The 8,717-nt window shown below is 40.4% G+C and carries 7 protein-coding genes and 1 tRNA gene (1 of these 8 running past the window's edge); 5 read left to right on the forward strand and 3 right to left on the reverse strand.

Translation table 11 applies throughout. From position 1 onward, the window contains the following. Positions 1 to 417 precede the first annotated feature (417 nt). Positions 418 to 2,136 carry a hypothetical protein gene (locus tag FQV37_RS05115; protein ID WP_160021550.1) on the reverse strand — a complete coding sequence of 573 codons (1,719 nt, stop codon included), beginning with the start codon at positions 2,134 to 2,136 and terminating at the stop codon, positions 418 to 420. A 121-nt stretch (positions 2,137 to 2,257) separates the two neighbouring features. Between FQV37_RS05115 and FQV37_RS05120 the strand changes: the two genes are divergently transcribed. The 3 genes from FQV37_RS05120 to FQV37_RS05130 all read left to right on the forward strand — a co-directional run bounded on the left by FQV37_RS05120 (position 2,258) and on the right by FQV37_RS05130 (position 3,896). After that, a complete protein-coding gene (locus FQV37_RS05120; protein ID WP_160021551.1) occupies positions 2,258 to 2,671 on the forward strand; it encodes an OsmC family protein in 414 nt (137 codons plus the stop codon). Between the two features lies 1 nt (position 2,672). Further along, positions 2,673 to 3,137 carry a flavodoxin family protein gene (locus FQV37_RS05125; protein ID WP_160021552.1) on the forward strand — a complete coding sequence of 155 codons (465 nt, stop codon included), beginning with the start codon at positions 2,673 to 2,675 and terminating at the stop codon, positions 3,135 to 3,137. A 99-nt stretch (positions 3,138 to 3,236) separates the two neighbouring features. Then, positions 3,237 to 3,896 (forward strand): DUF938 domain-containing protein, encoded by a 660-nt coding sequence (locus tag FQV37_RS05130; RefSeq protein WP_160021553.1) that lies wholly within the window; start codon positions 3,237 to 3,239, stop codon positions 3,894 to 3,896. Between the two features lie 124 nt (positions 3,897 to 4,020). Here FQV37_RS05130 and FQV37_RS05135 read toward each other — a convergent pair whose 3' ends face one another. Beyond that, entirely contained in the window at positions 4,021 to 4,812 is a 792-nt protein-coding gene (locus FQV37_RS05135) for a dienelactone hydrolase family protein (protein WP_160021554.1), read from the reverse strand. 560 nt (positions 4,813 to 5,372) lie between these two features. On the opposite strand from FQV37_RS05135, the gene FQV37_RS05140 reads away from it, so the two are divergent. Both FQV37_RS05140 and FQV37_RS05145 read left to right on the forward strand, forming a co-directional pair. After that, complete coding sequence (locus FQV37_RS05140; RefSeq protein ID WP_160021555.1) at positions 5,373 to 7,460, forward strand: catalase; 2,088 nt, start codon at positions 5,373 to 5,375, stop codon at positions 7,458 to 7,460. 329 nt (positions 7,461 to 7,789) lie between these two features. Next, positions 7,790 to 8,578: an MBL fold metallo-hydrolase gene (locus FQV37_RS05145; RefSeq protein WP_160021556.1), complete on the forward strand. Its 789-nt coding sequence runs from the start codon at positions 7,790 to 7,792 to the stop codon at positions 8,576 to 8,578. An 86-nt stretch (positions 8,579 to 8,664) separates the two neighbouring features. Here FQV37_RS05145 and FQV37_RS14140 read toward each other — a convergent pair. Then, positions 8,665 to 8,717, reverse strand: a tRNA-Lys gene (locus FQV37_RS14140); it runs 193 nt beyond the window's last position.

Here is an 8,717-nt window from a genome sequence, read left to right on the forward strand (position 1 = left end):
AGCGCCAATGGTAGTGTGGTTCGCCCATGTGAGAGTAGGTCATCGTCAGCTCTCTATTCTAAAAAAGAGTCATCCTTAATTGGGTGGCTCTTTTTTTTATCTTTTATTTCTAGTGACCTACGCAGCAAATCCTATTTAAAGGTGAGCAAGGAATAACGACTGTCTGGGAGACAGTCGTCCGCAGCGCAAGACAAGAGCTATACTCGCAGTTAGCATGCTTTGCCTTAACGGTTCTCTTCTCGTTCGTCAGCTCTCTATTCTAAATAAAGCCCCCAACGCTCACGCGATGGGGGTTTTTCTTTGTCTGTAGATTGGTGCTGAAAAGCTACTAGTAATTGAGTTCATGAACTTTCCCTATGATAGTCAAATAAGACTCTTATACGAAAAATTTGTCTAGAAAATATATAAAACAACAGATCACGATACATGTTTCTTGTCGAATATAAATACGTTGTGATGAATTGCTTCATTAGTCTTTTGAATATTAAATGTTTTCTTATCTTCAGGTAATCGTAGTACTTTTGGTAGTCGTGCTATTGCCATTTTTTCATTAGCAATGGCATAGTGACGATAGTATTCATTTAAGACTTCATTGCAGTCAAATTCTACGTAAACAATATTATCATTATGTTTTTTAGCTAAATTTATTATGGACAGAAAAAACTCATTTTTCGCTTCATTTTTTGAATGTTCCACATCTTCTAAAGTATAATTTGGTGGGAAACCGACCTTTATTTTTTGCCAAATACTACCATTTTCCTTAGTTTCAAGATAAAATTTTAATTTTTCTTCTAATTGATTTAACTGTATCAGGTTCTGTTCAGTACTATCGAAAGCTTCCTTGACAATTGCAATTATTTCTTTAGAAGCATTAGTGAAATTTTTAATCTCAAATTTTTTATCCTCTAATGAATCATAAATCGTATCTAGAAAATATTTGAAGCTAATTAGCCTGGCAATCATAACTTCTACATTAGAAGAATATGTAGCGATAGGTCGTAATTGAAAGTTTTGGAGATTATCTATAAGTTTATTAAAAATTTTAGTCAAATAATAAAATAAATAGTATCGATCATCACTATCAGTGACTGCATTATTAATTATATTAGGTAATTTATTCAAAATCGAAATTGTGATTTGGTGCTCATAGTCATTCATACGCTTACTGATATGATATTCTGTCTCTTCGCCGTCTTTTTTCAATTCTTTTTTGAGTAGAGGTATAATTTGTGTCTTACAAAGATGTTGTGCTTCTGCTATAAATTTGATAATTGTGTCCGATACACCAGCATCCAAAGTATATAGTCGACTTGTACAGTATTTAACATGTCGTATATAACTTTCTTCATCTATAAGCTCTTTTCTAATGACAACGTGTGTCAGATATACAAATAGATCATTACTACCGCCATCTTCATGCAAAAAACGTTTAATAGAATAAGGATTTTGTCTTGATTTATCGGCAATACCTATTAAAAACCAGTAACGCTCACTTTCAATGACAAAGAATTTTTTACGCTTTGCCTCTCTTTTTATAATATCGGGTAAGTTGTCTTGTTCCTGAAAGTCTATGTCAGTAGAGTCCCATGCGCGAAAGTCTCGCCCCTGAATCTTTTGCTTAATAAATACTTCTTTAAAGTATGTTTTTACGATATCAGTATTTAAGTGCCTTATACCAGGTTGTACTATAAGATTTACATTATCGATCCAAAATGCTAAATCGTACAAAAATGCTTTTTTTATACTTTCACGACTTTTTTGGTCTAAAATATGATCACCTATATCAATACGGTTAAGATAATCGATCATCGCCTCTACTTTATCAGCAAGTTCAATAGCATCATATGAATCCGGCTTAGACTCAATAAATTTCAACATCTGTATAGCAATTGCTTTTAGCTCTCGATGACGAATTGCTGTTTTAGATAACAAACTTCTCAAATCATCTGGAATGATATAAGTAAAATTTGGGCTAATGTTCCTTTTTGATAATATTTTTTCGTACACACTTTTACGACTGGGTATATCGAGCTGCGGCAAAATACTGATAAGAATGGTTTTCCAGTTACCACCTAATGCTGGGTCTATCGATTTTAATTGATAAACTTGGTATTCTGAGAGCTCATACACATACATATTACAATTTCCTTTACAGAACTAATGTTTGCACAAATGCTCGCTATCTTAGCATCTATCAAATAACTATCACAGCATCTTTATTGCTCAGGCAGCTAGTTTAATAAACTAAGGCAAAATTATGACCACCTCAAAAGTAACCTATCAAGGCAATTTACGCACCCAAGCCATTCACTTACAGTCGAATAATCAAATCATCACTGATGCGCCAACGGACAATCATGGTAAGGGCGAAGCGTTTTCTCCTACTGATTTGCTAGCGACCAGTTTGGGCAGTTGTATCTTAACGATTATCGGGATCAAAGCTGAAGCGATGGACATCGATATCTCAGGTACGACCGCAGAAGTTACCAAAGTCATGGCTGCCAAACCAAGGCGGGTGAGTGAGATACATGTAATAGTTAATTTCGCTAAGGCATTGGACGAGAGTACCTTAAAGCGATTTTATAAAACCGCGTTGACCTGCCCAGTAGGCAATAGCTTGGATCCTGCTATCACACAAAACTTAGTGTTTAACAATGGCACAGAAGCCTAATATGTCTACTAAGACTTTACTCATCGTCGCTCATGCGCCATCGCCTAATACTCAGAAATTGGTGCAGGCAGCCTATGACGGTGCGAATAATCCTGATATAGATATCAACGTCATTTTGAAATCACCGCAGGATACGCAGCCTGAGGATGTGTTGGCTGCTGATGCGTTACTGCTAGGTACGACCGAAAATCTAGCGTATATGGCAGGGCTGACCAAAGATTTTTTTGATCGTTGCTATTATCCCGTGCTAGAAGAGAAGCAGGGCATGCCATTTGCGGTATATATACGCGCAGGGCATGATGGTACAGGTACTAAACTTGCGCTCAAAACGATTACAACGGGGCTACGTTGGTCATGGATTCAAGAGGCGCTGATACTACAGGGCGATTGGCAAGATAGCTTTGCTGAGCAAGTAGAAGAGCTTGCTATGACGTTGGCTGCTGGGGTAGAGGCGGGTATTTACTAGTATGAGTTGTTTAGTGACCACTAAGGTAGTATTAGACAGTGCTTGTTAATCTACTGCTATCAATACTGAGAGCACAATAGACTGTTTGGGAGAATAGTAATGCATGACGATAATCTGGAGAGTGATAATCCAAATAATAAAGTAGATATTTCTGCATTGCCGTTTTCTCAAGCGTGTGAGAATAATAAACAACCTATTTTAGAAGTACTTCAAACAGAGCTACAAGGCTGTAATCATGTATTAGAGATTGGTTCTGGAACGGGGCAGCATAGTGTTTACTTTGCGCCTAATCTGCCTGAGATACAGTGGCAAACTAGCGATGTGACTGGTAATCATCGCCATATAATCGCTTGGCACAATGCGTATCCTGCACCCAATCTATATTCGCCATTAGCGTTTGATTTGAGTACGGATGCCGTACCTGTCAATAGCCAGTTAAACTTACCTTATGATGCAATGTTTACGGCTAATACGCTGCATATTATCAGTTGGGCTTTGGTTGAACGGTTGTTTACATTGGCTGGTGATGCGCTACCTACTGATGGCAAACTGATTGTATATGGCCCATTTAACGAGGATGGTAAATATACCAGTGAGGGCAATCAGCGATTTGATGCGATGTTGAGAGCAGGTAATCCTGATAGTGGCATTCGTCATAAAGAAGAGGTTGTCAGTTTAGCCAGTGAACATCATTTGCAACTTGTCACTACTTATGCGATGCCTGCTAATAATCAGCTATTGGTATTTCAGAAGCGCTAATTTTTTAAAGCGTCAGCAAAAACTAAATAAAAAGACACCTTAATGGATCGTTATCAGATCTTGTTGAGGTGTCTTTTTGTTTGGGTTTGCTTATATTATTACTTATGCAACTTGTGCTGCTGGATTATTTATATTCTTCTGCTAAAAAGTCTAAGTAGCGTTTCCAAGAGCGCTCATCGGCGCGGGCGTCATATCTATCGCTGCCAAATACGCTAAAGGCATGTGGCGCACCGCTGTAGGTAACCATCTCATGAGGTACTTTGGCTGCTTCTAAGGTCTTGCCCAAAGTCGCAAAGCTCTCTAGCGAGACAGATTCATCAGCAGAGCCATGAAATACTAGGATTTCTCCCGTAGTTTTGTCATAGCTTTGACCAGTTGGAATATCGAATGCACCATGGAAAGGTACAAAGGCTTTTTGCTCAAAGCCTGAACGTGCTAACTCTAACGCGACCGTACCACCGAAACAGTAACCCATAGTAGTGCCTTTACGCACATCATTGCCTTGTAGTTGTCCTGCTGTTAATGCCCCTGCCAATATGCGACGCATTTTATTACGATCATCATATAGCTCCCCAGTTAGGCGTTTGTTTTCTTCGATAGAAGTGGGGCGAATACCTTGTCCAAACATATCGGCCGCCAATACGTTGTAGCCTTCAGCTGCTAACATGTCAGCACGTTTGCGCTCATAGTCAGTTAGACCGTCCCAATCATGAATCAATAAGATAAAAGGTGCATTAGCTTTGTCCGCCTTGGCGTAATAGCCTTCGTATGCTTTATCATCGACCGTATAGGTAACGCTCTTGGTCGTGATAGCAGCAGCTGTTTGACTGAACGTTAATGCCATTAGACCCATTGACGCGCCTACTAGCAATGAGTGATAAGGTTTTTTAATCGGGGAGCTTAGAGTTGGTAACATGGTAGGTAGCCTTATAGTTATATAAAAAATAGTCGCATCATCAAATCCCTATAAATCCGCTACATTATCATCCTCGCTAACCATACTAAGGTATAGCTTGCGCTCGGTTTTCTTGTATCGAAATTATTTGAATCCAGCGATATAAAAAAGATAAATATAAGGCTAAAACCCTGCCAATTTATTTATCAATAGTCTTTGGTACTTCATAAAAAGCATACCTTAAAGAATAACTACATTACAAGATTCTATTGTTAACGTTTATGCGCCTTTAAGACCACCTAAAGCAGCTGGTTTATAGCGTCTATAAACCTTAACCAAACATCAACAAGGTTTACTATATACGCAACTATATTTGACTTATTTTTTGGGTAGTATAAGTCCTAAGCCTATTATTCCTTTACGAATTTTAGTGCGGTATCAGTTTAACGCTCGGCAATGCTGAAAACACAGATAAATAAATGACAGATGAAGTCACCACTACCTCAAAGGATATCAAACCTGTGTAGGCACTCTTTTAATGATTTAAAAGAGCACTCTCAATCTATTAGCTAGGACTTTTTATGAATAATAATATCGATCATACGGACCCCGCCAAAGACATGAATACGGAACGTGGCAATGGTGGTGAAACACATCAGCGCGCAGGTGACGACACTAAAGTATTAACCACGCAACAAGGTGTGGCCATCGCTGACAACCAAAACTCTCTAAAAGCAGGCTCACGTGGACCGACGCTATTGGAGGATTTTGTATTACGTGAAAAAATCAATCATTTTGACCATGAGCGTATCCCTGAGCGTATCGTCCATGCTCGTGGTAGTGCCGCACACGGTTATTTTGAGCTGACAGAATCACTAGAAGAATATACGACTGCCAAAGTATTGACCGAAACAGGTAAGCAAACGCCATTGTTTACGCGTTTCTCAACGGTAGCGGGTAACAAAGGCTCAAAAGATACGCCACGTGATGTGCGCGGTTTTGCTGTGAAAATGTATACAGAAGAAGGTAACTGGGATATCGTTGGTAACAACATGCCAATCTTCTTTATCCAAGACGCGATGAAGTTTCCAGATTTGATTCATGCGGTAAAACCAGAACCAGATCGCGGTTTCCCGCAAGCGGCATCTGCTCATGATACGTTTTGGGATTTTGTCTCATTAAGTCCTGAAACCATGCACAATCTAATTTGGCTGATGAGTGATCGCGGTTTACCACGTAGCCTACGCATGATGGAAGGTTTTGGTATTCATAGCTATCGCTTAATCAATAAAGACGGTAAGAGCACCTTTGTACGTTTCCATTGGAAGCCAGTACTGGGCGTACAATCGACCACATGGGATGAAGCAGTAAAAATCTCAGGCGCTGATCCTGATTATCATCGTCGTGACTTATTTGAGTCAATCAATAACGGTGACTATCCTGAGTGGGAGTTTGGCGTACAGTTATTTACCGAAGAAGAAGCCAATGCATTCCCATTTGACCATCTCGATGCAACTAAGCTGATTCCAGAAGAATTGGTGCCAGTGAAAGTCGTGGGTAAGATGGTATTGAATCGCTATCCAGATAATTTCTTTGCAGAGACTGAGCAGGTAGCATTCTGCCCATCGCATCTGCCACCGGGTGTTGACTTTAGTAATGACCCATTATTACAAGGTCGTTTGTTCAGTTATCTAGACACTCAGCTATCACGCTTAGGCTCGCCAAACTTTGCCCAAATTCCTATCAATGCACCAAAGTGTCCGTTTGCCAACAATCAGCAAGATGGTCATATGCAAATGCAAGTGCCTAAGACGCGTGTACTTTATGAGCCACAAAGCTTAGATCTAACTCGTCCTCGTGAAAGCGCTAAACGTGGTTTCAACTCATTCCATGAGCAACTAGATGATGGCGTAAAAGGCCGCGTACGTGACGAGAGCTTTGCCGATCATTATAGCCAGCCACGTATGTTCTACCGTAGTCAGACAGCAACTGAGCAAGCACATATCGCAACCGCTTATGCGTTTGAGCTAGGTAAAGTAGACACAGCCCATGTACGTACGCGTATGCTTAGCCATTTGATTCATATCGATGAAGACTTGGCCAATCGCGTAGCAACGGCATTGGGTATGGAGCTACCAGAGCCAGCTGATGCAGCTGCACCTGTCCAAGACTTAGGAACTTCTAAAGCGGTACAAACTATCGGTCTAACGCCTGATAGTCTAAAAGGTCGTATGATCGGTATCTTGGTTGCAGAAGGCTCTAATAGCAGTGAAGTCAAAAAGTTCGAAGATGCTGCCAAAGCGCAGGGTGCTAGTGTCAAAATCGTAGCGCCTAACAAAGAAGTCGTATTGGATGATGGTACCCGTATACAAGCTGATGAGCGCCTCGCTGGTGGTCCGTCAGTGATGTTTGATGCCATCGTTAGTATCATCATGCCTGACCAAGCTAAAAAGCTGGCAAAAGACAGCTCAGCACTAGATTGGTTCAACGATGCGTTCAACCATTGCAAAGCCATCGCCTATTGCGGCGCGACTGATGAATTTATCCTAAGTAAACTCCCAGTTGAAAAAGATGAATTTGTAACGCCATTGGCTGAGCTAGATGCCTTTATCAGCAATGCTAAGTCTCGCCTATGGGAACGTGAGCCAAAGGTTCGTGATCTTGCATAGTTTATAAGTAGGTAATTTACGAATTATCCAAAATACTAAATAAGATACTAAGTGTTTCCTTAAACCCAGCCTAAGCGCTGGGTTTTTTGCTTTTTACTAATAAGGTGAGAGTTATCATGGATAGAATTATATAGGCGGTTATGAGTAGTAAGTTGTCCATAGTTAATTGTTAGCCGCATCGTCTCTGTATATCGCATTACTCTTGTATATAGTCACAAGCGTTCACTCAAAGTCATTTTATTTGTGGTGACGGGCGCTATACTAAAGATTGGCTATAAAACTGAACAAAAGCCTCACAATAATAATGACGAATGAGGTAGGGAACACCAATGAGTCTATGTGAAATTGTACGTTTAGAAGGATATATCCAGAGTAGCTATCTGGCAGTATATCCAGATAAAATAATGCTGTTAGATGGCTGCTGCCGTGCTGATGTACCGATGGTGCTTGGCTATATCAAGTCGACGTTAAAACGACCCGTCACCGACCTAAAAGTAGTGGTGGTCACGCATATGCATCCAGATCATGCAGGCGGTGCGAATAAGTTTCGAGAAAAGACTGACTGTCTGATTGTCTCAGCAGATAAAAAAAAGCAGTGGTATAGCGGTATTGGTGGGCGCACGATGCACTTCGTAGATATACATCTAGGATATTATGTGGCCAGACGTCAAGGACGCCCATTTAAAAACCTATATTACTCAGCAAGTCTGAAACCAGATATCACCGTCACAGATGGTGAGCTTGTGCCACATTTTGATGAATGGCAAGTACTAGAGACGCCAGGCCATACGGATCGTGACTTGTCTTTGTTTCATCTGCCCAGTCGCGAAGTATACACCGCTGATTTAATCATTAAATTGCGCCATAAGTTCGTAGCACCATTTCCGGTTTACTACCCTAAAGATTATGTCCAGTCGCTAAAAAAAATCAGAGCATTACAACCGTCAATGGTGATGATGGCTCATGGTCGAGAGCTAGCGATGAGTAAGGCAGAGTTTGATGAGTTTATTGCTCATGCTCCTAAGCACCCACGTACCATTAAAGATACGATCAGACATAAACTACTATGGCGCAAGAGAGATAACTTTCGACTGTTTAAACGCAAGCATAATAAATAGAGGTATATAAAAGCTAAAAAACATGTTCAAAAAGCCCAGACGAAAAAAAGCCCAATTACTAAGATAGTAACTGGGCTTTCTAAATATGGTGGGCTGTCCGCGACTCGAACGCGGGACCAATTGATTAAAAGTCAACTGC

The sequence above is a fragment of the Psychrobacter nivimaris genome, from assembly GCF_009812035.1.
GTDB lineage: Bacteria > Pseudomonadota > Gammaproteobacteria > Pseudomonadales > Moraxellaceae > Psychrobacter > Psychrobacter nivimaris.